Genomic DNA, 26,940 nt, shown 5'->3' with positions numbered 1-26,940 from the left:
ATAAGAAATAATTGAATAAGAATGCAGAAACAAATAAATAAACAATATTTATTGTATGAATAAATGTGAAGCCGCAGAGGAGGGTTTATAGATGATACGGATAAAACGCCGGCTAAACTTAATTACGCTTATATTGCTGCTCATGTGTATTATTATTGTTCCGGTTCTTATCCAAGGTTATATGTTGGGCAAAGGAGCAGTTAAGCAAGTGGAAACGTTGTACGACAAATCGGTTTCGAGCAATATGGAGTCGCTCTCCATCAGCTTGGACTTTTATGTGAACCATATCGAGGATTATATTCGCACCTTGTCGCAGGATCAGGAATTACAGAGGCTGTTAAGTCGAGATAATAATGCTTCCATAAATGAACAGGCGGTCAGAGACCGGCTGAAGTCGTTCACTGCTGCCTATCGGTTAAGGGTGCCCTTATACGTACAAATTATTAACGATCAAGGGGAAGTATTCAGCAATAGCGTTTTGCATGACACAGAAGTTGAACGGTTAAAGCAAGTGGTGCAGCAGTTTAATTGGCCTTCCGAGAGGATACCTTATGATAATAACGTCATGTATCGCAATGTGGGCCCCAACTTTCACGACCTCTCGGAGGGGCAGAACGCATTTTATTTCACTAAAAATATTGTACATGGCAATTCGGCACTAGGCCTCTTGAACGTAGAGGTCAACGAGAGCTTATTTCAGCGGCTGCTGCGCAAAATTCAACTGAACAACTCAACCCTTGCATTCATAAGTCAGGAAGACGGCGAATTGCTTATTTCTAGCGAAGATGATGACGACCGCCTGAAGGAGCTCTCCAGACAGGCGATATCGAAGGCGAAGGTGGACGGTGGGGGATATGAAAGCTTTCTGATTCAGTGGAACGGCCAAAGCTACTTTTGCTCCATCCAAAACATTCCCTTCTTAAGATGGTATTTAATTGCGTTAACGCCGGAAGAGCTTTTGGCAAGTCCCACTAAGCAATTGTGGAGCCATACGCTCACGGTAACCGTGTCGTCCATTCTTTTGATTTCACTTATCCTGTATATATTCACAAGAAAAGCGATGATACCTGTACTGAATTTATCGAGGATGGTTCGGAAAATACGCTTTAATGATGCTGGGCAGGGGCAGGATGTCATTGGAAACTTCCAATACAAAGGCTTGGAGGAAATTGAAATTTTATTCTCGGGCATTCAGCAAATGCTAAGCCGGATTAATGAACAGATTGAGCGAATTAAAACGGATGAACGGGAAAAGTCGAGCCTGGAGCTCAATCTCTTGCTGTCCCAGATCAAGCCTCATTTCCTGCATAATTCGATTAATTCGATCCGTTGGATGGCGGAAATGAAGGGCGAGAAGATGATTGCCCAGACTCTTGTTAATTTAAGCAGCATGCTGAACTATACACTAAGCAAATCACGAACCATATGGAGCACGGTCGGCGAGGAAATGGATTATGTCAGAAGCTATATTGCGTTTCAGGAAAAACGGATGTTCATCAAAATTGAAACGATATGGGATGTGCCGCATGAGGTGCAGGGTGCAAAAATATTGAAGCTGACGCTGCAGCCGATTGTCGAGAATGCAATCATGCATGGATTTACTAATCTTGATGGAATTACGCCACAGCTGACGATTACTTGCGCGATGGAAGGGGAGCAGGTACGGGTGGAGGTTATAGATAACGGAGTCGGAATTGAAGAAGGCTCCATTGCCGGTATGCTGATAACGGATTCCAATGAGTACGAGGATGAGGAACGAACCTCGGGGATCGGGCTTAAAAATGTGCATCGTCGCTTGCAGCTGGAGTATGGCGAGAGGTATGGCATCGAAATTCGAAGTGTAGTGGGTAAAGGGACGAACGTAACACTTACCTTTCCCTATATCGATCATAATGGAGGAGATTCGGAATGAAAGTGATGATTATTGAAGACGATATGCTAGTTAGAATGGGGATCAAATCATTAATTCCTTGGTCTGAAATGGGGCTGGAGGTCGTCTGCGAAGCCAGAGACGGAGTTGAAGCTGTTGAGCTGTACGAGAGATTTCTGCCGGACATCGCACTTGTGGATATTTTGCTTCCCAGAATGAATGGGCTTGATTTTATTGAGAAGGTAAAGCCCTTAAATCCGGACGGGGAATTTGTTATTTTAACCTGCAATCAAGATTTCGAAACGGTTCGCAAATCGCTGCGCCTGGGCGTTCATGATTTCATCGTAAAATCAACGATGGAAATTGAAGAGCTTCAGCTTATTTTGAAGCAGCTGACAGCGAAGATGAAAGCCAAGCTGCTGGAGCATCATTTTCAGGAAGAAGGGACGCCGGAAGCGGGTTCAAGATTCGTTCGTAAAGCCAGCTTATTAAGAGACTGGCTGCACGGCTTGTATAACAGTGAAGAGACAGAAGCGTTTGCCGAGAAGCTGGGAGAGTATAAATATTTTCTGCAAAAGGGAGAATATGAGGCATGGGTTGTGGCATTAGATCCTTCTCAGGATGAATCCAAATTAACTTCCCAAGAAATCGTTAAAATAGGCCATTCGATTGACCATATGGCTGTTGAACTTTACCGCAGCAGGCTAATTGGGTTTGTGGAAAACATAAATGATAACCGATGGCATGTATTGGTGAGCAGCACGAATAGCTCGGATATCGACCCGAAGCAGTTGATCGACTCGGTTTCGCAGTATTTGGGCCATACTCTATCCATTGCTGTGAGTAAAAGGTTTACAGACTGGCGGGAGTGGACCGTGTATGATCGTTTTGCCAGCGACCTGCTAAGCCTCAAATATTTTTGTGAAAATGACCACCTGTTTCAGGGCGAGCTGCCTGAAGCAACGCTTTCCGATGCCGTCTTTATTTGGAAAAAGGCGATAATGAACAAACTGTCCAGCTTTCAATACGAGCAGGCAGGAGATCTGCTGGCAAACCTCAAGCAGGTCGTCGGCCCGCCATATCCCAAACCAAACCTGCTGCACAATGTACTGGAGGATATTTTATTCCAGCTGAAGCAAATCTGCGAAATGTCGGGACGGCGTCCATCGGAGACTTATTTCCAAAGATCTGAGCTGCTGGACTGCGTTTCATTAACGCAAGCGGTGCATTTGTTATACAACGCTATCCATGTGCTGCAGGAACCGGCATTCAAAGAGAAGAACGGCCATGAAAGAAAGAAGTTTGTTGAAGCCACCGAAATGTTTATTCAAGAGCACAGGTTTGATGAAATTAGTTTAAATGCCATCGCGATGCATCTTAAAGTAAGCCCTGTATATCTCAGCAGAATATATAAGGAAGAGAAAGGGATTTCTTTCAGCACCGCTGTTTTGACAGCCAAGGTGGAGCAGGCCGAAACGATGATCCGCAGCGGAATGACCTTAACTGAGGTTTCGGACAAGCTGGGCTACTTAAACCTAAGCTCGTTTACCCGCATGTTTAAGAAAATTAAGGGGATTGCACCCTCACACTATGCAGATGCTGAAAAGAATTAAAAGATGTTAACTGCGGCTTGAAAAATGATAAATGGTATCCTCTTCGGATATAAAGTGATAAATCAAATGGTTGGCTTAGGAGATTCATCTGCTTATGGAAAGCTTCTATACTAGGAAGCAAGACATCAACTAATGAAAGAAGGAAGGTTTCCATGAGGATGAGAAGATGGTCTGTTTTAAGTATAGCTTTAATGATGCTGGTTACAATGTCGCTTTCTGCATGTTCCAAGAATGAAAATGAAAGCGCTTCTACAGGTGGGGAAGGACAGGAAAAGGTCAATATTGTTTTCTGGAATTCAGGGTTTGCGACCATTGATGAAAATAACAAAGCGAAGAAAAAAGAAGACTTCTACATTTCTCAGGCCGTTGCAAGGTATGAGAAGGCCCATCCCAATGTGAAGATTGATGTGCAGGATGTTCCTTCCGGAGATGAGCTGTTTGCTAAATTCCAAACGGCCAGCATTGCCAAGAACGGTCCTGATTTAACGGTACTCTGGTCAGGTTCCTATATGCTTCGGTTTAAACAATTTTTAGAGCCGATGGATAGTTACTTTTCAGGTGAAGAAAGATCCAGAATCGTTGGATGGAGCGCAACAACGGAAGACTTTACGGCCGATGGCAAAGCCTATGGCGTTCCATTTGGGACAGACGGAACTTTTCTTCTAGCGTATAACAAGAAAATTTTTGCGGATGCCGGAATCGATCCCATTGCCCAGCGCCCGAAAAATTTTCAAGAGTTTGTAGCTATGCTGGAGAAAGTGAAGACGAAGGATATTACGCCGCTTGGTTTGTTTAAAGACAGCTTCCTTCATGTACCGGACTATTGGATTGCTCAAACGGTGGATATTCCGGGCCTCGACAGCTTGGTCAAAGGGACAACCAATTTCTCCGATCCAAAGCTGGTGAATGTGATGAAGGGCTGGCGCGAGCTGTTCGAGAAAAACTTGGTCATTGCCGATGATTCAGTTCGACAACTGTTTATTCAAGAGCAGCTCGGCATGACGGTTGGAGCAAATGCGGACATCTTGAACTTCAGCAAGGAGATGGGCGACAAGGTCGGCTTTATGAAAATTCCAGACTTCAGCGAGGATGTCAAAATCCACGATGGCGGTCCTGGCGGGGTGGGCGCTGCGTTTGTGGTGACGAACTACTCGGAGCACAAGAAAGAAACGGCTGATTTCGTCAAATTCCTGATGAGCAAGGAAGAGCAAATCAACAAAATTAAGTCGGGCGAAGCACGCATTACAGTCGTCAACGATGTGGATGTGAACGAGTACGTATCCGATCCGCTAGTGAAAACGATGCAGGATATGGCCAATGAACCTAGCACTATTTTCTGGCCGGACAATGTTTACCCAGCGGAGCTGACAAGTGAGATGATGTCGCTGCAATCCCTGGTTTCCAGCGGGAAGATGACGGCAGAGGAATTTATGAAAAAAATCGACCAGAAACGTGATTCGCTTCTAAAAAATAAATAGGCGGTTAAGGAGCGGCCTTCATAGGAAAGGAGGTCGCTTCTACCAAAAGGCAAGGAGGAATAGAAGGATGGGTCTCAAGCAAGAACGATGGGTAGGTTTGTTCTCCTTGCTGCCGGCTTTTCTGTTACTAGCTGTATTCGTAGGTTATCCCATGTTTAACACGTTTTTTCATAGCTTTACGGAATGGGATGGGGTCACTTCTACGTTTGTTGGCTGGGATAATTTTAAGACGATCCTTAGTAATGGCGATTTGCCGCTTATGCTGCGTAACAACTTAATCTTTTTATTATCGGTTCCCGGGATCTTGTTCATTTCGCTAACGGTATCGGTTCTGCTGCATGAGGAGGTTCCGGGGTGGCGCTTGTTTCGTTCGGTGTATTACTTGCCGGCTATCCTCTCCTCGGTCGTTATCGGTTTTTTGGCAAAGTCCATGTTTACGAACAAAGGGATCGTGAATACGCTTCTGGAAAATGCCGGACTTGGCGCGTTTACGACGGATTGGCTGAATACGGTGCCGACCGAATTTATGATCTTGATTCTATGTTTTTACTGGCAGACGCTAGGCCAAGGAACGCTCATTTTTTTATCGGGGCTATCTTCGATCTCCAATGAATTGTTTGATGCGGCCAAAATAGACGGAGCCAATTGGCGTCAGCGATTAATGTACATCGTCATACCGTCGTTATATCCAGCGATATTTTACTTTACGATCGTCAATGTTATTTACGTTTTTGTCGGGCTGTTTGGCCTTGTTTATTCGATCACTGGTGGCGGGCCCGGTTACGAGACAACACCAATCGATTATATGATTTATATTCAAGCTTTCCGAAGCGGAAATATGGGCTATGCGAGCGCGCTGTCGGTTTTCTTGTTCTTCATTGTTATGTTCATTACCTGGATTCAGTTGAAAATATCCAAGCGCTTGGAGCAATAGGAGGACATTATGAAAACAGCCTCTAGAAGAATGGTTAGATTTCTGATCTTTATCGTGCTCGCTGTCATTGCCTTCATGGCGATGTATCCGTTGTTCTACATGGCTATCAGCAGTATGAAGCCGACGATAGAATATATCAAACATCCGATGGGTCTTCCAAAAACCTGGTATTTTGATAACTTCATCGCACTCATTTATCGCTTCTCTCTCGTTCGGTTGTTTGGCAATACGCTCGTCTACGTGGGACTTAGCTTAGTTGCTTCCCTAGCCTTGTCAATTCCGGCAGCCTATGCTTTTGCCAAACTAAAATTCAAATACCGCAACGGGTTTTATATTATTATGATCGCTACGATGACCATACCGGGTATTACTTTTATCATTCCAAACTATTTGTTGATGTCAAAGATCGGCTGGACTGACCATATCATATCCGTGGTGACCATCTGGTCTGTCTCGGCTATTCCGAGCACGGTCTTCTTACTCACTTCACTAATGAGAGCCATGCCCGACGAAGTGCTCGAAGCGATAAAAATAGACGGTGCCAAATATCATCAGGCGATGTTCAAAGTGATTTTGCCCATGAGCTTGCCGGGCGTGGTCACGGTATCGATCTTTAATGCGACGAACTGGTGGAACGATTTGTTAACCCCCCTGATCTATTTGCAATCGGATGGCTTAAAGACTGTAACCGTTGCGGTGGCGACTGTGCTCAATCGGTTCAGCTCAGACTACCCGCTGTTATTGTCAGGGCTGTTGCTTGCTTCACTGCCGCCCATTGCGATTTATATTATTTTTCAAAGCTATATTCGTAAAGGGCTGGTTATCGGAGCTGTTAAATAAACGATATCGAATGAGGATAGGAAAGGATGTCATCACATGAGTACGAAGCAAGGACGCCTCTTTTCAAAAGTAGCGATTATTACAGGAGCGGCAGCAGGAATAGGTAAGGGAGCGGCACTGCTCTTTGCCGAAGAAGACGCGAGTCTTATCCTGGTCGACATCAACGAGGAGAAGTTAAATGAGGTGGCAGCCGAAATTCGCCAAATGGGCGGAAGCTGCGAGATCGTATGCGGCAGCGTAGGCCTGATGAAGACAGCTGAAGATGCGGTGGCAAGAGCGGTCAACGCTTACGGCGGGCTTGATATCGTTTTTAACAATGCGGGCATTATGCCTGTTGGCGATATTTTGGATTATGAGGAAGAAACTTGGGATGAAGTGCTGCAGGTTAACTTAAAGTCGATGTTCTTAATGTGCAAAAAGGCGATCCCTGAGATGCTCAAGAGAAATGGTGGCTCTATCATTAATACATCTTCTGTCATGGCCTCTTTAACGGAGCCTGGCTATACCGCTTATTCTGCTTCCAAGGCAGGCATTATTGGTTTGACCAAAGAGATTGCCGTCTCCTATGCCGAGAAGGGCATCCGCTGCAATTCGATTTCGCCAGGCTGGGTGGAGACCGATATGAACGTCCGTCTCGCCGAAAGCATGGGCGGAATGGATAAATTGTACGCGATCATTAAACAGCAGCAGCCGCTCGGAAGAATGGCAACGACGCGCGAGGTTGCGTACGCCGTGTTATTCCTAGCCTCCGACGAATCTGTTGTCGTTAGCGGCTCTAATTTAAGCATTGACGGAGCAGCATCGGCTGCGATTTGATAACAAGCCCTCATTCAAAATCATTCACTCTCATATGGAGGTTATACCTATGGCTAAAATTAGTATTATCGGAGCAGGATCTGCCATGTTCTCCCTCAGTCTAATCAAGGACATCTGCTTGACGCCTTCTCTTGAAGGCAGTGTCGTCAGCTTTATGGATATAGATGAGCAGAGATTGGAAAGCGCATATTCCCTTTGCGAACGCTACGCCAAAGAAGCTAATATCCATCTGGTGCTGGAGAAGACGACGGACCGGAGAGAATCGCTAAGTGGAGCCGACTTCGTCGTGCTTGCTGCGCTAGTCGGAGGCCATCAGCGCTTGAAGGACGGATGGGATATTGCCCAGAAGCACGGTTATCGGTTTGGCGGGAGCCTGCATGTGATGCATGACGAAGGTTTCTGGATTAATTTCGATCAGCTGCGCCTGATGGAATCGGTTATGCTGGATATTTTGGAAATTTGTCCGGACGCTTGGTATATGCTCGTGTCCAACCCAGTCATGGCGGGCGTAACCTACTTGCAGCGCAAGTATCCACAGGCCAAGCTGGCAGGCTTTTGCCATGGTTCTAACGGGGTAAAAGCTGTGGCTGAGGTGATCGGACTCGACCCGAATCATATTACGTATGAGATTCCAGGCGTGAATCACTTTATTTGGCTGACCGAGTTCCGGTACAAAGGGGAAAATGCATTTCCTATTTTGGATCGTTGGATCGAAGAAAAATCGGCTGCTTATATTGAGAACTGCGCTACCTGCGACTGGTTAGGTCCCAAAGCGCTTGATCTCTATAAGAAGTTCGGCGTATTTCCCATTGGCGATACGGGAAATCCGGGTGGCGGCTCTTGGCCGGCTTGGCACCATGCGGATCAAGAGACGGAGCAACTCTATAAGGAAGACCCTCAGGCTTGGTGGCGGGATCTTTACTTCGCGGGAGGTGCAGCTGGCGTAGAGAGGATTCGGAAGGTTTCCGAAAATACGACAGAAGCAGTTATGGATCATTTCCCGCCAGTGCATTCGTCAGAACCAATGATTCCGTTTATTGAAGCGATAGCATGTGATGTGCCTAGAGTGATGATCCTTAATATATTGAATGACAGCAACTACGTGCCGGGCATCCCGCTCGATTTTCAGGTGGAAATTCCTTGTTACGTCAGTGGAATTGGCGTTCAAGGCATTAAGACCAAAGGCTTGCCTAAGCCTCTGATTAACTTTGCGCTTCGTGACCGTGTCGCTCCGGTGGAAATTGAGCTGCAGGCTTATGATAGCGGGAATCTTGAAGATCTTGTTCAGTTAATTATGATGGATCCGTGGACCCGTTCCGAGAAACAGGCTCGTGCGCTGCTGGATGATATTCTTGAACTGCCTAGCCTTGCTGCGATGAGACAGCACTTTAATTAAGGGGGCAGGCAGAATTGGCTATCGAACAGTTTGAGCTTTATGGGGAAACGGCAATAAGGGTACAGAATGAGGAGCTGGCGTTCACGCTGGTACCGGCTTGGGGAAGTAACCTACTATCTTTGCGATTAAAAAATAAAGATCTTGAATTGCTGCGATTTCCAGAAAACCAGGAATCGTATAAGGCAGATCCTATCTTGTATGGCCTGCCGATCCTCTTTCCTCCCAATCGCATTGCCGATGGCAGGTTCGCATTTCATGGCAGAGACTACCAGTTTGATATTAATGATGCGGCTGAGCACAATCATACCCATGGCTTATTATTTGATGCGCCATGGAAGCTTTTACGGGCAGAGTCAGAGGGAGAGAGGATCGTACTGGAGACGATCATTTATTCCGATGAGCATGAAGCGATTTTAGCTCGGTTTCCACATTCATTTAGTGTTCAAATGAGTTACATCTTGGAGCGGGCAACGCTCACGATTAAAGCGACAATCAGCAGCCGGGATGCCGCGCCATTTCCTTGGGGACTGGGCTATCATACGACCTTTAATTATCCGTTCGACCGCTCTGGAGATCTGGCGAAATGTCGATTCTCTCTCAATGCGGATAAGCAGTGGGTGCTGGACGAACGTTTTTTGCCAACCGGCGAACTAGTGGATATTCCTTATTTGGAGGAGCTGCGCGAGGGGAAAAGCTTAGTCGAGCACGCGCTGGACGATGCGTTTCAGACAGCAGAATCGGGAGCCAATGAGGCAGTGCTAACCGATCTGAATTCCGGCATTCGCGTTGTGTACAGCGCGGACGAGCATTTTAAGCATTGGGTAGTCTACAACCATGATGCACGGCAGGGTTATTTGTGCCCAGAGCCTTATACCTGGATAACGAATGCACCAAACTTGCAGCTACCGCAGGAGCTGACGGGCTTCCGTGTTCTTCAGCCTGGCGAGCAAGTGACAACAACAACACGAATTCGGATGGAAGAGGTGATTTGAGCATGTCTTTGCGCAGTGACCGATGGTTTAAACATCCGTCAAAGGAAACGCGATTCCAGCATCTGTCGGCCATGAGGGCTAACGGGCATGTTCCGGAATCATTTGTAGGCAAGCCGATTATTGGCATTTTCAACTCTTGGAGTGATTTGAATAGCTGCAATGCGCCCCATAAAGAATTAGTCGAGTTTGTCAAACGTGGAGTGCTGCTTGCTGGAGGATACCCGCTTGAGATGCATACGATCACGACGCCTGCTGATTTTATGAAGCCTTCGGATCTGCCTTATCGCAATTTGATGGCGATGGACGTTGAGGAATCCATTCGGGCATTGCCGATTGACGGCGCAGTGCTGCTTTGCGAATGCGATAAGACAACACCCGCCCAGCTTATGGGTGCAGCCAGCAGCAATATTCCTTCGCTGCAGCTTGCTGCCGGACACCGGGCATCGGGTTCCTTTCGCGGGAAGAAAGTGAATTATGGGACGGATCTTTGGAAGCTGATGGATGATTACAATGCGGGCCTTCTGACAGACGAGGAATGGAACGAGCTGGAGAAATGCATTTCATGCACGCAGGGAGGATGTCCCGTCATGGGTACCTCCTCTACGATGAAATGCCTATCGGAGATTCTCGGCATGATGCTGCCGGGCACTTCCACGATTCCGGCCACGCATGCCAGCCGTAAATGGGCAGCCGAAGAAACGGGCAAACGAATTGTTGCGATGGTTAGGGAAGAGTTGACTCCGGCTCGTCTAATGACCGAAGCCGCATTTGATAATGCCATCAAGCTGCTGGCAGCGCTTGGCGGCTCTACCAATGCCGTTATCCACTTAACTGCGATTGCAGGGCGACTCGGGATCCATATCCCCTTAAAGAGATATGAAGAAAGATCAAGTGAAATTCCGCTTTTGGTCAATCTTCAACCAAGTGGAGAGCACAGTATGGATGACTTTTTTGAAGCAGGCGGACTTGGCGCTGTGATCAGCAGGCTGCTGCCCCAGCTCGATGCGACCTGTCTGAGTGCACTGGGAACTACGCTTGAAGAATGTTATCGCGATTATCCCTCTTACCGGAATGATGTTATTTATTCTCTGGCCGAACCTTATAAAGTGGAAGCGGGCATTGCTGTACTAACAGGTAATTTGGCTCCTTCGGGAGCTATTCTGAAACGAGCAGCTAGTTCCTTAATCAATCATCAACATAGAGGCCAAGCCATAGTATTCGATAGCTATGAAGAGATGTATGAAACCATTGATAGCGAGCAGCTGGAGGTGGATGAGACCTCCGTGTTAGTTCTGCGAAACTGTGGACCGGTGGGAGCAGGGATGCCCGAATGGGGAGCGCTGCCAATTCCGAAGAAGCTGTTAAAGCAGGGAATTCGGGATATGGTACGAATCAGCGACGCCCGAATGAGTGGAACAAGCTTTGGTACGAATATTTTGCATGTTTCGCCGGAAGCCCAGCTTGGAGGGCCTATCGCTGCCATTCGAAGCGGAGATTGGATAGTGGTAGACCTCGATCACGGTACGCTTAGTGTAGAGCTTATGGACGCGGAAATACGCGAGCGTTTGCAGGATTGGTCGCCTGTTCGTCCCCATAAGCGAGGGTTTATGAAGCTGCATGCGGATCATGTTTTGCAAGCCGACGAAGGCTGCGACCTTGCTTTTCTGCGTCCAAATTCCAAAGAGGAAGCAAAATTTATAGAACCAACCGTCGGAAGAGGTTAGTGGGAGTTAGTCATTCACATACATGGAGTGATTCGAGGGGGAAACAACGATGAACAAAGCTCAAGCGTTTGCGGCTAGTCTGGGCCTGCCGGACAAAGAGCAGTATCAGCTCGCGACAAGTGCTAAAAGATTTGAAGATGGAGCCCATTACCGTGTGGAAATCCCTTCGGTAGAGGGTCCTGCAATTATGGAGAGCGTCATTGCAGAAGCCAAGCAATTTGGACTAAAGGTCAACCGAGTCTCTCAGGGCAGCGGAATTATGCTGTTAAGCGATTCCGAAATTGGCGATATGGTACAAATGGGCATGGCGGAAGGGATGGAGGTATGCCTCTTCGTCGGGCCTCGCATGAGCTTTGATATCGGAGCCATGTCTCTTAGCAGCAGCGGAAAGCTGCTTGGCGGGCGGCATGCCGGAATGGATCAGTTGCTATACGGTTTGGAAGAAATATTCCGAGCGGCGGAATTAGGCATTCGAAGCGTGCTTGTGGCGGATGAAGGCTTATTATGGCTGATCAATCAAGCGAAAATCAAGGGACAGCTGCCAGCCAATTTGGTTGTTAAAATTTCAGCGCTGATGAGTCCGACCAATCCGGTAAATGCTCGGATTTTTACGGAGCTTGGCGGCACTACCTTGAATTTGCCTGGCGATATTACACTTCCACAGCTGTCATCGATTCGAACCGTGGTTGATGCTCCGATTGATCTCTATATTGAGTCGCCGGATGACTTGGGCGGTTTTATCCGCAACTATGAAATTCCGGAAATTGTAAGAATCGCTTCGCCGGTTTATCTGAAATTCGGTCTTCGAAATGCAGCTAGCGTGTATCCGGCGGGGATTCACAACAAAGAGCTGGCTATCGCCCAGTGCAGGGAGAAAGTGCGCAGAGCTCATTTGGGCATTCAAGTTCTCAATCGATATCATTCGTCTGCCATTCAATCCGACAAGTTTGCCGAAGGGCTGGGAATTCCTTCAGTGCACTAATGCGATAACCCAAGGGATGGAGTGAATAGAGAAATGACTATAGAGCAGACTTATTTGAATTTTATTGATGGAAAATGGAGCGTATCCGCAACCGGAAGGTTGACGGAAAGCATTAATCCTGCCAATTCGTCTGAGATCGTCGGATATGTGCAAGATTCAAATGAAGCGGATCTTGATCTTGCGGTGAATGCCGCAAATCGTGCCAAAGAAGCATGGCGGAAGCTCTCGGGTGCGGCCCGGGGCGATTATCTGTTCAAGGCAGCCAACCTCTTGGAGGCAAGACTGGAAGATATAGCTGGAACCATGATGCGCGAGATGGGCAAGACCCTTGCGGAATGTAAAGGTGAAACGGCTCGTGGAGTTGCCATTCTTCGTTATTATGCCGGGGAAGGCATGCGGAAGACAGGTGACGTTATTCCTTCAACTGATCATGAGGCGATCATGTTCACAACTCGAGTGCCTCTAGGTGTCGTAGGTGTCATAACGCCGTGGAATTTTCCGGTTGCGATCCCGATGTGGAAAATGGCGCCGGCGCTTATTTATGGCAATACGATTGTCATAAAGCCAGCCATTGAAACGTCGATTACGGCAGCTAAGCTCTTAGCTTGTTTTGAAGAAGCGGGTTTTCCACCTGGCGTTGTCAATATGGTCACAGGTGACGGTGCTCTAATTGGAGGCGGTATTGCCAATCATTCCAATATTCAAGGTATTACCTTTACGGGGTCCAATAAAGTAGGGAAGCAGATTGGCCAAGCGGCTCTTTCGCGTGGAGCCAAGTATCAATTGGAGATGGGCGGAAAAAATCCGCTTATCGTCGCTGAAGATGCTAACCTCGATCTTGCCGTAGAAGCAGCGATTAGCGGCGGTTTGAAATCCACGGGACAAAAATGTACGGCTACGAGCAGGGTCCTCGTGCAAGCCTCGATTTATGAAGCGTTCCGGGCGAAGCTGCTGGATCAAGTCAAACAATTGAAGCTGGGAAATGGGAAGGATTCCACCACATGGATGGGGCCTTGTGCCAATGAAAAGCAGCGTGATACCGTTCTTTCCTACATTAATAAGGGAATCGCGGAAGGGGCGAGCCTTCTCTATGGCGGAAGCATACCGGAGGATGAGGAATTGACGAATGGCTATTACGTGCAACCGACCGTCTTCGAAAAGGTAACCGTGGATATGACGATTGCCAAGGAGGAAATTTTTGGTCCGGTACTGGCGCTCATACCTTTTGTGGACTTGAAGGAGGCTTTATCGCTGGCCAATGACGTGGAATATGGACTGAGTGCCTCTATTTACACTCAAAATATTAGCCATATTCTGACCTTTATCTCTGATATGGATGCGGGCTTGGTACGCATAAATGCAGAAACGGCAGGTGTAGAGCTGCAGGCACCATTTGGCGGAATGAAGCAATCCAGCTCGCATTCGAGAGAGCAGGGGCAAGCGGCAATCGAATTTTTCACCTCAATTAAAACCGTTTTTTTGAAAGCTTAATGTAAATAGGAAAACAAGAAAGTCCCAGTGAAGCAAGAGCTCACTGGGACTTTTCAACTTAACTTTGACAGCTTGAAATCGATAGTAGCGGAGAAGGTTGCTATAAGTTGCCGTCGTAGTTTTTTTGTTATGCGACAAAGGGCTTGGGTCAACCCGCATTGTAGTTTTTTTGATATTGCCGAGGCGTAAGTCCGGTCCACTTCTTAAAAGTTGAGCTAAAGTGACGTTCCTCTTGATAGCCGACCAGCTTGGAAACCGCATAAATTTTATAGCTTTGGCGCAGCAGCTCCTTCGATTGTTCTACGCGATATTGATGCAAATAATCAAGAAAGTTAACGCCAAGCTCTTGCTTGAACAGCGAGCTTAAATAGGAATTGCTGACGAAGGTTTCCTTGGCAGCAAGCTCTAGTGTGAGATTTGTATTGTACTTTTGCTTAATCAGCTCAATGGTAGCATGCACGGTACGATGCAGTGACTTCTGGTTCGATACAGCCTCGACGATGCTTTGCACGATTTTTTGCAGAACGACGGAGCAGTCATCAAGCGTCTCCATGTTAGGGATTTGCTCGATCCAGTTCACGAAGCTGTCCTGCCATTCGATAGAGGCAACTTTGCGCTCTTGGGCGAATTTTTGCAGCTCTAAAATAAGACTTGTGGAGCGCAGATGAACCTCAGCTTTGGAATAGCTCGAATTGTTCCGAATATGCGACATGCTCGCTTCAATGGCATCAACTGCCTGCTCATAATGCTCGTTCTGCAAGGCGAGAAGCAGGTCTTTCTCGAGTCGATGCAAATAGGCATCGTCTAGAATGGAGCTTTTGGCAGCGGTTTGCTTACCTGTCTCGGCATGAAAAAATATGCCGCCTCTTCCTTGATAGAATCTGGCTTCCATCGCTTCAATCGCTTGCTGGTAACCGATATGCGCATAATCAACCGAAGCAGCTGCAGAGCTGATTGATATGCTGATCGAGAGCTTCAGATAAGCTTCAAGATTAAGCTGGAGCTCCTTCATAGCACCTTCAATCGCCTCGTTGGTCGTGTTTTCTGGATAATTTCCGATCCATAACATCTCGTCGCCATGGCGAAACACTTCAAGCTTGCCATCGTACAAGGGGCGAAGGGTTTCACCTGCAATATTCAGCAGCGCATAACGTATAAGCTCTAAATCACGTTTGGATGCGGTAACGTTCTGCGCCTTGTTGGAGTCAATGCGGATCAGACCGACTTGAATGGGTCCGCACGAGAGCGTCATGTCCACTTCACTCATTACGCTGGATCGATCCTCCAGAGGCATGAGCGGATGCTGAACCCATTGCGATAAAATCTGATTTTTCAGCAGATGAAGGTTGCGATTCCAGCTGCGGTTAAGGGCATTTAAAGCTTTATCTTCGTTTTCGGATTGTTCAATTTTTTGCTTTAAGTCCATAATTACACGAATAATATCATGCGGCATACAAGGCTTTAAGAGGTAGTCCGAAACGCCAAGCTTGATCGCTTCCTTGGCATATTCAAACTCATTGTAGCCGGTGAGCAGCACAGAATGAAATTCATGGCCGGCTGCTTTGGCTTCACGAATAAGGTCAAGACCGTTTAGAAAAGGCATACGGATATCGGTCAGCAGCAAATCAGGGGGATTGTTATGAATCATTTCCAAAGCCTGTTTGCCATTTTCCGCTTCTCCGGCAATCTCAATGCCATACAGCTTCCAGTCGACAAGTGTAAGAATGCCTTCTCGGAACGATTGCTCATCCTCTGCAACGATCATTTTAAGCACCATTTCCATTGCCTCCTTGTTTAATTCGCAGTTGCACCCTTGTGCCTAAGCCTTCCTTGCTTACGATCTCGAATTCTGCCTGTTCATAAAATAAAGCGAGCCTTTCCTTGATGTTAGCCAGTGCCATCCCAGAGTGAGCGTCATCCGTTTGCAAGTTACGCATTGGCTCCTCTACGCTTGGTTGATTAAGAAGGTATACCTGTTTCTCCGGCATGCCAGGTCCGTTATCGGTGACTTCTAGAATAATAAGCGAGTCCTCTGTATAACCCTTGATGTGAATATGTCCATTTCCGCCTGAGGGCTCGATGGCATGGATAATCGCATTCTCGACAAGCGGCTGCAGGAGCAGCTTAGGCATACGAAAGTGCTCAATCGAGGGCTCCAAATCAATCTCAAAATTAAACCTCGTCGTAAATCTTTTCTTTTGCAAAAATAAATAGTTTCGTACCAGCTCGATCTCATGCTTCAGCTCTACAAAATCGTTGCCGCTATTCAGGCTTAGTCGGAAAACTTGGGAGAGTGAGAGGACCATCTCGGATATTTCTTTATCCCCCTTCTGCACGGCGCTCCAGTTTATCATATTTAAAGTGTTGTATAGAAAATGTGGATTAATTTGCGATTGCAGCGCCTTCAGCTCGGCTTCCTTCTGCTTCAGACGCGAAGCATATACGTCATCAATTAAGGTTTTAATTCGTCCAACCATCGTATTGTACAAATGGCCGAGTCTGCCGATCTCATCGTTACCGTTGAAGTGTACCCTTTGCGTAAAATCCCCCGTTTGGAGCGCCCTCATGGAGAACATCAGCTTTTTCATCGGATTCGTAATAATGCGGGCAATGACCCAAGAGACAATAATCGTGATGAGCGTAACGATCGCCATGATCGAGAAGGTGACGGAACCGATATGCTTCAATTCGAGCACCAGCTTGCTGCGATCTTGGATAACGACAGTTCGCCAGCCGGTAATATCCGATAAGGAATCTGAAACGATATAATGTTCATTTTCCTTAAGCAGCGCTAATCCTTCTGCGGGTTTAATGGTAGCTGTATTCATCTGATCGAACACAGGCAGCATTGTTATCGGCTTGCCAATCATGCGCAAATCAGTTGAGGCGAGTATGGTGCCTTGATCATTCATTATAAACTGTGTAGCTTCCTCATCGTCATGATATAAGGATTTGCTTAGCTTATCTGCGTCCATCCCTATAATTAAAAGGCCGCTTCGAACATAGTTGTAAAAGTTTTTGTACGGCTTCACTAAAACGATCTTATGATGGGTGTCACCAAGCAGAATACCATCCGAAGGGTAAAACATATCCCATATTTGTCCTGATTCTGTATTAGCGAGCCTCTCATAGTAACGGGTTTTCATAAAACGCTCAAGGCTGATAGCGCTTGCAATACCGGTCTGTGTAATCGCAAACGGTTGAGCGGGCACATCATCCTTCGTAGAGGGATAAAGCACTAGCGATTGGATCGTTTCACCGGTAACCATAAGCGGCAGCAAATTTTTGAACACCTGATCACGGCGCTGCTGCGTGTCGCCATTCATAACCATGCTTTGAACGGTCGGATTTAGAAACAAGTAATTAGAGAAGCTTAACGTGTTTTTGGCAAAATAGTCGAGTTGATCCTTTGTCTTGATCGCCATGTTCATTTGAGATTGATGAAGCTTATCTACCACTTCTCCCGAGGCAATGTAATAAGAATACAGCCCGGTAATCCCAACGGTTGCAATCAGAAGGGGAATGACTAAGGTAAGCAGTTTCCGTTGCAGCGTAATATGTCGAAAGGGAGTAAAAAAGGATCGCATCATGTTCACCTGTAGCATTCAGATTTGTGACTTCAGTATACCAAGAAATAAATCCAGTTAGGCTGATTTTGGGAATGATCCAAAAAATGAGGCATCTATTCTTAAATTTGGCTCATATTTTGTCGCAGATATAACACGTTATAATGGGGACAGATCAGGGAACGCCTGCTCAAATAAAAAAAGGTGGGGTAGCGATGAGAAAAATATGGATTTCGCTAGTAGCAATAATGATGGTTTTTACAGTAGCGGCATGCTCCGGCAATAATGGGAAAAACGGAAGCAGCGAAGCGACGAATAGTCCAACTAATGCAGCAAAAGAAACGGAAGCGCCGAAAGAGAAGGAGCCGGAGCAGGTAACGCTTAAGTTTTTCACAGCGCTGGCTGACCGCTCTAATGGAGCAGGTAAAATCGAGCAAGCAATCATTGATAGTTATATGGCAGAAAATCCAAATGTGAAAATAGAAGTAGAAGCGCTTCAAGATGAGCCTTATAAAGCGAAAATTAAAGTATATGCATCAACAGATGCAGTACCTGACATTATCCAGGCGTGGGGCCAAACCTCTTTTATTAAACCTTTGATTGATAACAACATGCTGCTTGAGTTAAATGAAGCAGATTTTGAGAGCAGCAACTTTGTACCAGGTGCAAAAGATGGATTCTCCCAAGATGGCAAACTATACGGATTGCCGCGCGGTACAGATTTCTTGGTTATCTACTATAACAAGAAAATTTTTGACGACAATAACTTAACGGTTCCAACAACAACGGCAGAATTGCTTGAAGTATCCAAGCAGCTGAGAGCAAAAGGCATTAACCCGCTTGCAACGAACGCAATGGAAGGCTGGTCACTGCCAATCTGGTTTGAGTATGCAGCACAGCGCCACACAGGCAATTTTGACAAAATGGATGCGGTATTGAAGGGTGAAGCTAAATTCTCAGGCGACGCTGACTTCCTTGCAGCAGCACAAGACATCGCTGCACTGGCAGAGAACAAAGCACTTGCAGACGGCTTCATGACAGCAGATTACGGCACTTCCCGCAACTTGTTCGGGCAAGGCCAAGCGGCAATGTTCGTTATGGGTAACTGGGAAGCAGGTCTTGCAACAGACGAGAACTTCCCTGAAGATTTCCGCAATAACGTAGGAGCGATCTCTTACCCGGCTTCTGATAAAGGTAAAGCAACAGATGTAGCTGCATGGTATGGCGGCGGTTACTCCGTATCGAAAACATCGAAGCACCCTGAAGCAGCAGTCGCTTTCTTGCAATATTTCTTCAAACCTGAGAACTGGGCGAAGCAAGTATGGCAAACAGGATCAGGCACTCCGGCTCAGAAGTTTGATCAATTCCTGACAGGCAACGAAACAGCGCTTCAAAAACAATTGGTTGGCATTTTCAGCGCAATGACTTCTTCCAGCGGTACACCGGTACATGATAACGGTACGGATGAATTCAAGACAAAAGTAATGGAAGCTCACCAAAAGCTGTTTGGAAAACAAATTACACCTGAGCAGTTCTTAACAGAAATGGACGCAGCTGTTGGTGTTCTGAAGTAAACAAATGAGTTAGTTAGCTGATGGGGCAGCCGAATTCATTCGGTCTGCCCCGCCTTCTACCAAAGAGAGAGCGGGGAGAACCATGCACAAACTGATGAGCAATCGCATCACCATTTTTTGGCTAGTCGCACCGGGTTTTATGCTGTTTCTCTTCATGGTTTGCTTTCCTATCATTATGAGTGCATATTACGGTACGACGAATTGGACAGGAATCGGTGCTTACGAGTTCGTTGGACTCGAGAATTACCAAAAGATTTTGTTTCATGACAGCGTTTTTTGGCGTTCATTGCTTAATGCCCTACTGCTGCTTGCAGCTACGCTTCTGATTCAACACCCGATTGCGCTTTTGTTCTCCATATTTGTGATGCATGCAGGAAAGCTAGAGAAATGGTTTCGGGCTATCTTTTTTATACCAGCAGTTATTTCAATCGTTGTTACTTCGAAAATGTGGGTAAGCGTATTTCATCCGAACTTTGGGATGTTAAATAAATTGCTTGAAGGCGTTGGTCTAAGCACCTGGAAACAGGATTGGTTGGGCGATTCAAATATTGCCATTTGGTGCATTATCGTTGTGGTCATGTGGCAAGGCTTTGGTTATGCGCTTCTGCTTTATTACGCCGGGCTTCAAGGCATACCAAAGGATCTATATGAGGCGGCAGAGCTTGATGGAGCTGGAAGAGTAAAGCTGTATACGCGAGTTATCATTCCACTTCTCTCGCCAATGGTTCGAGTTGCAGTCGTCATCGCGGTTACGGCTTGCTTGAAGCAGATGGAAACCGTATTCCTCATGACGAACGGAGGACCTGCCAATACAACGCAATTTATTGGTAATTACCTTTATAAAACGGCGTTTTCCTCGTCGCTGTACGGCTATGGAAACGCAATATCCGTTGTGTTCGTTATCATTTGTCTCATTATTACGGTAGCGATGAACAAAGCGTTCAAAAAAGATGTTGGTGAGTTTTAATACTCACCCTTGTATATGGACATTTGGTATATGAATTATTTTAGGAGGCATGCCCGTGGAAGCTCTTGCAGCTAAGACCAATCGCCAAGCGAAAAACGGCAAGAAGAAGGACGCCGCATCGCCCGCATTAAAGGCCATTCTTCATCTCGTTTTATGGGTCGTAGCGCTTCTGCAAATTTTTCCGCTCATTTGGCTCATCAATTATTCCTTTCTGAAGAGCGGAGATTTTTTTGGCAGCGGCATATTAAAGTGGCCCAAAACATTTGAATGGAATAACTATGTGAATGCATTCAATTACGGGAGCGTTCCAAAGTTTCTATTAAACAGTGTTTTTATTACGACCGTAACCATCTTGGTTGCTGCATTTCTAGCGCTTATGCTCGGGTACGCGTTCACGCGGATGGAATGGAAGCTGCGCGGTCCTGCGATGGCGTTCATTATGCTCGGTATGATCGTACCGATTCATGCGACTTTGCTGCCGAACTTTATTTTGTTCGATAAGCTGAATCTCATTGATAATCCTTTGTCCTTGATTCTACCTTACATTGCTTTTTCGCTGCCAATAAGCTTGCTCATTATTTCGGGTTTTCTTGAAACCATTCCGAAGAGCATAGAGGAGTCGGCGGTTATGGACGGCTGTTCGGTCTATGGCGTTATTTTCCGAATTATTATGCCGATGACGAAACCTGCCATTGCGACGGTTTGTATTATGAACTTCATCAGCTGGTGGAATGAATTCATTATGGCCAATACATTTCTAACATCCGAAACCTTCAAGACGCTGCCATTTTCCATTATGAAGTTTACCGGTCAGTACTCATCCAATTATGGCGCACAGTTCGCGGTAATGACCATCATCGCTTTGCCGACAGTTATTATCTATTTATTGTTTACAGAGCAAATGTCACGCGGAATTACGGCTGGTGCAGTTAAGGGTTAAATGAGGAGAGTATAAGGAGGCTGAGGTAGCGTGCAAACACCTGTTACGGCAAATGCAGCAGTAAAGAGCTCGCGAAGAGAGAAACCGCTGTGGCGGCGGTTTCTGGCGCAATGGCAAGTACAGCTCATGATATTTCCAGCACTGATCTTTATACTCGTTTTTAATTATTTTCCGATGTACGGTGTCTTGATGGCATTTCAGGACTACAGCTTATTTAAAGGTTTTTTTGGCAGCACATGGGCGGGTTTTAAACATTTCGAAATGTTTTTTAACTCGCCGGATTTTTATAGAGTCATTCGGAATACGATTGTGATCAGCTTGCTTAAGCTGGTCATTAACTTTCCGGCTCCCATTCTGCTTGCTCTGATGCTAAACGAAGTAAGAAACATGGCCTTTAAAAGAATCATTCAAACGATCAGTTATTTGCCTCACTTCTTGTCATGGGTTATCGTGTCTGGTTTTACGATCTCCATATTGTCCGTGGATAACGGCAGCTTAAATATTTCACTGCAAGCGCTTGGACTCATTGATAAGCCGATTAATTTCTTGTCGTTGCCCGAATATTTCTGGGGAATTATCGTGACGACGAATTTGTGGAAGGAAATCGGATTTGCAACGATTGTTTATCTAGCAGCTATCGCAGGCGTGAATCCCAGCTTGTATGAAGCGGCTTCTATTGATGGTGCCAACAAATTCAAACAAATATTTTTGATAACGCTTCCATCAATTACTCCTGTTATTATTATTTTTCTAATTCTGAACATCGGAAGTTTATTGAATGCAGGGTTTGATGATTTGCTCTTGCTCGGCAGGAGTGCAATGCTCCGAGACGTGGCGGACGTCATCGATACGTATGCTTACCGGGTAGGTATTATTAATAACCGCTTCTCATATGCGGCGGCAGTTGGTCTGTTTAAAGCGATTATAAGTGTGGGCTTGCTGACGATGGCAAACTACATGGCTAGGAGAGCAGGTTCAAGCCTATGGTAATTCAGCGAACCTCTATCAATATTCAGAAAAGTGGTGAAGCCTAGTGAAGCTGAGCAGCAGCGATAAAGTATTGCAGGTTTGGATTTATATTTTACTAGTGCTACTTGGACTCGCTACGCTGTACCCGTTCTGGAACTCCGCGGTGATCTCCTTTAACGAAGGGCTCGACACGGCAAAAGGCGGAATAACGTTATGGCCAAGGGTGTTCACGATTGATAATTATAGAATCGTATTTCAAAATAACCGGATTATTGATGCGTTCCTAATCTCGGTGTCCCGTACCGTTGTCGGGACGTTGATCTCTATTTTCTTAACGGCCATCTTCGCTTATGGCTTGTCCGTTAAAGGCGTTATCGGTAAAAAATATTATATGATCTTTGCGATTATTACGATGTATTTCAGCGGGGGACTTATTCCCTTTTACCTGCTGAACCGCGAGCTTGGCTTAATGGATACGTTCTGGGTTATGGTCATTCCGACAGCGGTAAGCGTGTGGAATATGATTATATTCCGTACCTTCTTTATGGGGCTGCCTGATGGACTAGAGGAATCTGCGAAGATCGATGGAGCCAGTACGTTTGGGATCTTTTTCAAAATCGTATTGCCTTTATCTGGGCCTGTTTTGGCAACGCTTTCACTATTTACGGCTGTTTATCACTGGAATGACTGGTTTACAGCTACGATTTTTATTAATGACGCTAAGCTATATCCGATTCAAACTTTACTGCAGCAAATTATGAACTCCAACACGATGAGCGAGCAGCTCTCGATCGCTTCACAAGGAAGCGGTGCTGCCTCAGATGCGTTAAGCAGAATGCAGAGTGTGACGAGCAAATCCTTAACGATGGCTACGATGATGGTAGCGACGATTCCTATCGTTTTGGTGTATCCGTTCGTACAGCGTTTTTTCGTAAAAGGCGTAATGATCGGCTCCTTAAAGGAGTAATGTGGGTATTCGACCTTAGCGCTTTGGTGTTGGGTATGAGTATATATATTAAAAATTGGGAGGTTTACGAACATGAAAGGAAAAAAGCTGTTAACTGTGCTTATGACCGCTGGTCTTGCCGGTACTGTGCTTCTAGCTGGCTGCTCCAGTAACGACGGCGGAAAATCAAGCAATTCGGGCAATACAGGTAAGGAAGGCACGAATAAAACAGAGACTAGCAATGGATTTGTTTTGGGAGAAACACCGGTAAACTTTTCTTATTATGTTCATTATGATTGGTGGACTACGGAGCCGTGGGGTGCTAATCCGAATAGTAAATGGGTACAAGATAATCTAAAAGTAACCGTAGAGCCTATTCAATCCGGCGGCGCTGCAGCGCAAAAGCTGAGCACGATGATTGCGTCGAAGGAGCTTCCGGGTGCAATTATGATGGACCGAGGACCTGAAGTAGAACGATTGAGAGCTGCTGGAGCACTTGTTCCGCTGGATGATTATATCGACAAATATCCGAACCTGAAGAAATGGGCGGGCGAAGAGACGCTAAACATGCTCCGCTCGAGCGACGGCAAAATCTATCAATTCCCGAACTGGTATACAGCAGCGCCTACGGGCAACGGCGGCTGGTTTGTGAACAAGAAGATTTACGCAGACCTAGGCTCACCGAAGCTTGAAACAATCGATGATTTGTATGCTTACTTAAAGCAGGTCAAAGATAAATATCCGGACGTGATTCCATTAGAGGTAGGCGGCAACGGCTCGGGCGTTGAGGTAATGTTCCCTAGCTTCCAGGAGGGTGCAAACGGTGCGTTCCATTCCATGAAAGCATATCCTAACGGGGATAAGTTTGATACGATCTACAACAACGAAGCTTGGAAAGAAACAATGCTGTTCGCAAGCAAGCTGTTTAGAGAAGGCCTTATGACACAGGATGCGATGACTCAAAAGGATGATCAGGTAAAAGAGAAGCTTGCAACGGGCAGAGTAGCTGTATTTGTTGGCGGCAATGCGACTAATGTGGGACGCGAGGGCCATAACGCATTAAAAGCAAAAGATCCAAATGCAGGTTATGAATTTATTTGGCCAATTGCTAAATCAGGATTGGATAAAAACAAAATTTATCCAAACGGTTATAACGCACTAGGCTGGAACGTTAACGTCATTACAACAAGCGCTAAAAATCCAGAAGGTATTTTTGCGTATTTGGATTGGATGACGGGCGAGGAAGGCACTCGTATCATGTTCTTCGGGCCAAAAGGCTTGTACTGGGATGAATTTGATGCGGATGGCGCACCGATTCCGAACGACAAATGGTTCAGCACGCCGCAAGAAGAGAAGGACAAAGATAAGCTGGAAGCCTATGTATGGGCAGGAAATGCAACCTTTGTAGATACGAGCAAGCAAAAGATCGAGCAAACGCTGCCGGAAGAACAACGCAACTGGGGTTCGTTGGCACAGCTTAACATTGCATGGAAAACATCGATGAATATGACGCAATTCAACAACATCGATCCGGCTCCAGAGACGGATGAAGGAATTATTAATCAGCAAGTGACGGAAACAGCTAACGAGTATTTCGGAAAAATTCTGTTCGCGAAAAGCGATGCAGAGGTGCTTAGCTTAATCGAGGAAGCGAAAAAGACAACAACCTCGCTTGGCTTCGATAAAGTAAACGAGTATCGTACTGCAAGATGGCAAGAAAACCTTGCTTTGATTAACGGCAAGTAATTGTTGTAAATGAGCGAGCTCAGGAAGGCCGCTCCTAGGTAGGATTCTACCTAGGAGCGGCCTTCTTTTTGTTGTTGTAAGCACGAATGGGTTTCTACAACAGTATTTCGTACGTTCGCCAACGCCGAAATGAAGCTGTAAGCACGCATACGTTCTTAAACTGGACAAACTGAGGTTACTTTGTGACTGTAAGCACACATAGGTTCTTACAGCAGTGGTTCGCACGTTCGCCGATGCCGAAAAGAAGCTGTAAGCACGTATACGTTCTTACAGCGGACAAACTGAGGTTACTTTGTGACTGTAAGCGCAAATAGGTTCCTATAGCTGTGGTTCGCATGTTCGCCGACGCCGAAAAGAAGCTGTAAGCACGTATATGTTCTTACACCGGACAAACTGAGGTTACTTTGTGGCTGTAAGCGCAAATAGGTTCCTACAGCAGTGGTTCGCACGTTCTCCAACGCCAAAATGAAGCAATAAGCACGCATACGTTCTTACAGCGGACAAACTGAGGTTACTTTGTGGCTGTAAGCACACATAGGTTCTTACAGCAGAGGTTTGCACGTTCGCCAACGCCGAAATGAAGCTGTAAGCACGCATACGTTCTTAAACTGGACAAACTGAGGTTACTTTGTGACTGTAAGCACACATAGGTTCTTACAGCAGTGGTTCGCACGTTCTCCAACGCCAAAATGAAGCAATAAGCACGTATACGTTCTTACAGCGGACAAACTGAGGTTACTTTGTGGCTGTAAGCGCAAATAGGTTCTTACAGCAGTGTTTCGCACGTTCGTCTACGCCGAAAAGAAGCTGTAAGCACGTATATGTTCTTACACCGGACAAACTGAGGTTACTTTGCAGCTGTAAGCACACATAGGATCTTACAGCAGTGGTTAGCACGTTCGCCGACGCCGAAAAGAAGCTGTAAGCACGCATGCGTTCTTACACTGGACAACTAAGGTTACTTTGTGGCTGTAAGCGCAAATAGGTTCCTATATCTGTGGTTCGCACGTTCGCCGACGCCGAAATGAAGCTGTAAGAACGTATACGTTCTTACAGCGGACAAACTGAGGTTACTTTGTGGCTGTAAGCGCAAATAGGTTCCTACAGCAGTGGTCCGCACGTTCTCCAACGCCGAAAAGAAGCTGTAAGCACGCATACGTTCTTGCAGCGGACAAACTAAGGTTACTTTGTGGCTGTAAGCGCAAATAAGTTATTACAGCAGTATTTCGCACATTCACCAACGCCGGAATGAAGCTGTAAGAACGTATGCGTTCTTACACCGGACAAACTGAGGTTACTTTGTGGCTGTAAGCACACATAGGTTCTTACAGCAGTGGTTTGCACGTTCGCCAACGCCGAAATGAAGCTGTAAGCACGTATACGTTCTTACACCGGACAAACTGAGGTTACTTTTTGTGGCTGTAAGCGCAAATAGGTTCTTACAGCAGTGGTTTGCACGTTCGCCGACGCCGAAATGAAGCTGTAAGCACGCATTGATGCTTACAATTCACAAATATAATTCATATGCAATAGCCCTTTCGAGTCATGTTTTTACCCTCCCTATCGAGGGAGAATAGGAGATAGAAAAAAAGTAATAGAACCTATGGAAGCCGAGGCGAATGATGTGGAAGAGGATTTGGCTAAGAAAAAATCATTTTGGTTGTTTGTGGCTTGGGCTACAGCAGTTTTGGCGACGGCGGGAAGCTTGTATTTGAGTGAGGTTATGCATTTTGCACCATGCAGCTTATGCTGGTTCCAGCGAATATTCATGTATCCTTTGGCACTTATACTAGGCATAGCCTACTCTAAGGGAGATGAAGGCATCGTATCGTACGCACTGCCTTTAGTTGTAATTGGTGGAGGCTTCTCGCTTTATCATACGGTGCTGCAAAAGCTGCCGCATGATTCTCCGCTTGCCGCATGCGGCCCCGTTTCTTGTCAGGGAGACTATTTGAACTGGTTTGGATTTATTACCATTCCAATGCTGGCTCTCGTGGCGTTTTTGATCATTTTGACGGCGCTGCTTCGCTTGAAGAAGCTTAATAAACAGTCATAGTTTTAAGAAAAAGGCAGCTGAGCAGCTCAAAAAAATTGAG

The 26,940-nt window shown here is 46.1% G+C and carries 20 protein-coding genes; 18 read left to right on the top strand and 2 right to left on the bottom strand.

Annotation, left to right across the window (positions count from 1 at the left end):
* Positions 1–91 precede the first annotated feature (91 nt).
* The 11 genes from MHH56_RS28915 to gucD all read left to right on the top strand — a co-directional run bounded on the left by MHH56_RS28915 (position 92) and on the right by gucD (position 14,136).
* The gene (locus tag MHH56_RS28915) at positions 92–1,912 is read left to right on the top strand and encodes a histidine kinase (protein ID WP_339205070.1); all 1,821 of its coding nucleotides are present in this window, start codon (positions 92–94) and stop codon (positions 1,910–1,912) included.
* The gene (locus MHH56_RS28910) at positions 1,909–3,483 is read left to right on the top strand and encodes a response regulator (RefSeq protein WP_339205069.1); all 1,575 of its coding nucleotides are present in this window, start codon (positions 1,909–1,911) and stop codon (positions 3,481–3,483) included. The genes MHH56_RS28915 and MHH56_RS28910 overlap by 4 nt, the downstream gene beginning before the upstream one ends.
* 152 nt (positions 3,484–3,635) lie before the next feature.
* Positions 3,636–4,961 carry an extracellular solute-binding protein gene (locus MHH56_RS28905; protein WP_076267358.1) on the top strand — a complete coding sequence of 442 codons (1,326 nt, stop codon included), beginning with the start codon at positions 3,636–3,638 and terminating at the stop codon, positions 4,959–4,961.
* Positions 4,962–5,028: 67 nt separating this feature from the next.
* On the top strand, positions 5,029–5,895 hold the full coding sequence (locus MHH56_RS28900; RefSeq protein WP_083681827.1) for a sugar ABC transporter permease: 867 nt from the start codon (positions 5,029–5,031) through the stop codon (positions 5,893–5,895).
* Between the two features lie 9 nt (positions 5,896–5,904).
* Positions 5,905–6,735: a carbohydrate ABC transporter permease gene (locus MHH56_RS28895; protein ID WP_339205068.1), complete on the top strand. Its 831-nt coding sequence runs from the start codon at positions 5,905–5,907 to the stop codon at positions 6,733–6,735.
* A 36-nt stretch (positions 6,736–6,771) separates the two neighbouring features.
* Positions 6,772–7,551, top strand: a complete 780-nt coding sequence (locus MHH56_RS28890) for an SDR family oxidoreductase (RefSeq protein WP_339205067.1) — start codon at positions 6,772–6,774, stop codon at positions 7,549–7,551.
* Between the two features lie 49 nt (positions 7,552–7,600).
* A complete protein-coding gene (locus tag MHH56_RS28885) occupies positions 7,601–8,947 on the top strand; it encodes a hypothetical protein (protein ID WP_339205066.1) in 1,347 nt (448 codons plus the stop codon).
* 14 nt (positions 8,948–8,961) lie between these two features.
* The gene (locus MHH56_RS28880) at positions 8,962–9,939 is read left to right on the top strand and encodes an aldose 1-epimerase (RefSeq protein ID WP_339205065.1); all 978 of its coding nucleotides are present in this window, start codon (positions 8,962–8,964) and stop codon (positions 9,937–9,939) included.
* Between the two features lie 2 nt (positions 9,940–9,941).
* Entirely contained in the window at positions 9,942–11,663 is a 1,722-nt protein-coding gene (locus MHH56_RS28875; protein WP_339205064.1) for a dihydroxy-acid dehydratase, read from the top strand.
* Positions 11,664–11,712: 49 nt separating this feature from the next.
* Positions 11,713–12,645 carry a hypothetical protein gene (locus MHH56_RS28870; RefSeq protein WP_339205063.1) on the top strand — a complete coding sequence of 311 codons (933 nt, stop codon included), beginning with the start codon at positions 11,713–11,715 and terminating at the stop codon, positions 12,643–12,645.
* Positions 12,646–12,678: 33 nt separating this feature from the next.
* Positions 12,679–14,136, top strand: coding sequence for an alpha-ketoglutaric semialdehyde dehydrogenase GucD (gene gucD, locus MHH56_RS28865; protein WP_339205062.1), 1,458 nt, complete (start codon positions 12,679–12,681; stop codon positions 14,134–14,136).
* A 148-nt stretch (positions 14,137–14,284) separates the two neighbouring features.
* Here gucD and MHH56_RS28860 read toward each other — a convergent pair whose 3' ends face one another.
* Entirely contained in the window at positions 14,285–15,913 is a 1,629-nt protein-coding gene (locus MHH56_RS28860) for a response regulator (RefSeq protein ID WP_339205061.1), read from the bottom strand.
* Complete coding sequence (locus tag MHH56_RS28855) at positions 15,903–17,726, bottom strand: sensor histidine kinase (RefSeq protein WP_339205060.1); 1,824 nt, start codon at positions 17,724–17,726, stop codon at positions 15,903–15,905. The genes MHH56_RS28860 and MHH56_RS28855 overlap by 11 nt, the downstream gene beginning before the upstream one ends.
* A 191-nt stretch (positions 17,727–17,917) precedes the next feature.
* Between MHH56_RS28855 and MHH56_RS28850 the strand changes: the two genes are divergently transcribed.
* The 7 genes from MHH56_RS28850 to MHH56_RS28820 all read left to right on the top strand — a co-directional run bounded on the left by MHH56_RS28850 (position 17,918) and on the right by MHH56_RS28820 (position 26,900).
* Positions 17,918–19,276 carry an extracellular solute-binding protein gene (locus tag MHH56_RS28850; RefSeq protein ID WP_339205059.1) on the top strand — a complete coding sequence of 453 codons (1,359 nt, stop codon included), beginning with the start codon at positions 17,918–17,920 and terminating at the stop codon, positions 19,274–19,276.
* A gap of 94 nt (positions 19,277–19,370) precedes the next feature.
* Entirely contained in the window at positions 19,371–20,243 is an 873-nt protein-coding gene (locus tag MHH56_RS28845) for a sugar ABC transporter permease (RefSeq protein WP_339205058.1), read from the top strand.
* A gap of 55 nt (positions 20,244–20,298) precedes the next feature.
* Entirely contained in the window at positions 20,299–21,183 is an 885-nt protein-coding gene (locus tag MHH56_RS28840) for a carbohydrate ABC transporter permease (protein ID WP_339205057.1), read from the top strand.
* A 126-nt stretch (positions 21,184–21,309) separates the two neighbouring features.
* Positions 21,310–22,173: an ABC transporter permease subunit gene (locus MHH56_RS28835; RefSeq protein ID WP_339209762.1), complete on the top strand. Its 864-nt coding sequence runs from the start codon at positions 21,310–21,312 to the stop codon at positions 22,171–22,173.
* 43 nt (positions 22,174–22,216) lie between these two features.
* Entirely contained in the window at positions 22,217–23,119 is a 903-nt protein-coding gene (locus tag MHH56_RS28830; RefSeq protein WP_076267345.1) for a carbohydrate ABC transporter permease, read from the top strand.
* A 72-nt stretch (positions 23,120–23,191) separates the two neighbouring features.
* A complete protein-coding gene (locus tag MHH56_RS28825) occupies positions 23,192–24,844 on the top strand; it encodes an extracellular solute-binding protein (RefSeq protein WP_339205056.1) in 1,653 nt (550 codons plus the stop codon).
* A 1,603-nt stretch (positions 24,845–26,447) separates the two neighbouring features.
* Positions 26,448–26,900 carry a disulfide oxidoreductase gene (locus MHH56_RS28820; RefSeq protein WP_339205055.1) on the top strand — a complete coding sequence of 151 codons (453 nt, stop codon included), beginning with the start codon at positions 26,448–26,450 and terminating at the stop codon, positions 26,898–26,900.
* The last annotated feature ends 40 nt before the right edge of the window (positions 26,901–26,940 follow it).

Origin of the sequence: Paenibacillus sp. FSL K6-3182, from assembly GCF_037976325.1 — a bacterium.
Classification (GTDB): domain Bacteria; phylum Bacillota; class Bacilli; order Paenibacillales; family Paenibacillaceae; genus Pristimantibacillus.
The sequence above is the reverse complement of the archived record's forward strand: the minus strand, read 5'-3'. Positions and strand labels throughout refer to the sequence as shown.

What these genes read in the sequence shown, in the direction of transcription:
- MHH56_RS28910 (WP_339205069.1), top strand. Translation starts at nt 1,909, where the DNA reads ATGAAAGTGATGATTATTGAAGACGATATGCTAGTTAGAATGGGGATC.
- MHH56_RS28820 (WP_339205055.1), top strand. Translation starts at nt 26,448, where the DNA reads ATGGAAGCCGAGGCGAATGATGTGGAAGAGGATTTGGCTAAGAAAAAA.
- MHH56_RS28885 (WP_339205066.1), top strand. Translation starts at nt 7,601, where the DNA reads ATGGCTAAAATTAGTATTATCGGAGCAGGATCTGCCATGTTCTCCCTC.
- MHH56_RS28915 (WP_339205070.1), top strand. Translation starts at nt 92, where the DNA reads ATGATACGGATAAAACGCCGGCTAAACTTAATTACGCTTATATTGCTG.
- MHH56_RS28855 (WP_339205060.1), bottom strand. Translation starts at nt 17,726, where the DNA reads ATGATGCGATCCTTTTTTACTCCCTTTCGACATATTACGCTGCAACGG.
- MHH56_RS28845 (WP_339205058.1), top strand. Translation starts at nt 19,371, where the DNA reads ATGAGCAATCGCATCACCATTTTTTGGCTAGTCGCACCGGGTTTTATG.
- MHH56_RS28890 (WP_339205067.1), top strand. Translation starts at nt 6,772, where the DNA reads ATGAGTACGAAGCAAGGACGCCTCTTTTCAAAAGTAGCGATTATTACA.
- MHH56_RS28900 (WP_083681827.1), top strand. Translation starts at nt 5,029, where the DNA reads ATGGGTCTCAAGCAAGAACGATGGGTAGGTTTGTTCTCCTTGCTGCCG.
- MHH56_RS28835 (WP_339209762.1), top strand. Translation starts at nt 21,310, where the DNA reads ATGATATTTCCAGCACTGATCTTTATACTCGTTTTTAATTATTTTCCG.
- MHH56_RS28850 (WP_339205059.1), top strand. Translation starts at nt 17,918, where the DNA reads ATGAGAAAAATATGGATTTCGCTAGTAGCAATAATGATGGTTTTTACA.
- MHH56_RS28870 (WP_339205063.1), top strand. Translation starts at nt 11,713, where the DNA reads ATGAACAAAGCTCAAGCGTTTGCGGCTAGTCTGGGCCTGCCGGACAAA.
- MHH56_RS28895 (WP_339205068.1), top strand. Translation starts at nt 5,905, where the DNA reads ATGAAAACAGCCTCTAGAAGAATGGTTAGATTTCTGATCTTTATCGTG.
- MHH56_RS28860 (WP_339205061.1), bottom strand. Translation starts at nt 15,913, where the DNA reads ATGGTGCTTAAAATGATCGTTGCAGAGGATGAGCAATCGTTCCGAGAA.
- MHH56_RS28905 (WP_076267358.1), top strand. Translation starts at nt 3,636, where the DNA reads ATGAGGATGAGAAGATGGTCTGTTTTAAGTATAGCTTTAATGATGCTG.
- gucD (WP_339205062.1), top strand. Translation starts at nt 12,679, where the DNA reads ATGACTATAGAGCAGACTTATTTGAATTTTATTGATGGAAAATGGAGC.
- MHH56_RS28875 (WP_339205064.1), top strand. Translation starts at nt 9,942, where the DNA reads ATGTCTTTGCGCAGTGACCGATGGTTTAAACATCCGTCAAAGGAAACG.
- MHH56_RS28825 (WP_339205056.1), top strand. Translation starts at nt 23,192, where the DNA reads ATGAAAGGAAAAAAGCTGTTAACTGTGCTTATGACCGCTGGTCTTGCC.